This is a genomic window from Cytobacillus sp. Bac17 (assembly GCF_024519925.1).
Classification (GTDB): Bacteria; Bacillota; Bacilli; order Bacillales; family Cytobacillaceae; genus Cytobacillus; species Cytobacillus pseudoceanisediminis.
Map to the genome: position 1 here is coordinate 1 of NZ_JALJRC010000092.1, position 507 is coordinate 507.

Annotated in this window: 1 protein-coding gene; it reads right to left on the bottom strand. The window is 33.5% G+C overall.

Translation table 11 applies throughout. The features are described 5' to 3' along the window. Window positions 1-23 precede the first annotated feature (23 nt). The coding region (locus NR125_RS29300) for a YolC/YozM family protein (RefSeq protein ID WP_483863894.1) at window positions 24-507 on the bottom strand (484 nt) is incomplete at its 5' end.

Sequence of the window (507 nt, forward strand, 5' to 3'; positions counted from 1 at the left end):
GATAGCGACTTTCCTGAGGAAAATCATTCTATCTGAATTTCATACGAAATACCTCTCAGTTGTACTGGCAGTTCAGCACCCTTAGTAGCTAAAAGATTTTCTAACTCAGCTTTTAAATCTTTACTGGATCGTTCACTTGTTTCATTAATAATTACTTTTAATACTTGTTCTGGTTTACCATTAGGATAATAAACTTTGACATCATTATAATTTTTTTCCTTTATGTAATCAATTGCAATACCTTCACGCAACAGCATCGCATGCTCTGTCTGCACTTCTTGTAAGTTTCTTTTTGAAATGTCTATATTGTAATGGTTTAAATCTGCTTTAGATACATTTTTTTCTAAATATTTCTGTAGCTCTTTTTCACTATTGGCTTCGTCCATTACAATCCAGATGGTTGGGTTTGTTTCACCTATTTCAAAGCTGAATAAGCCATATTCTTCAAATCCAATATTTAGGGCAGATGCGATACGATCGGCTCGAGCTTTACTATCATCTTTGGTA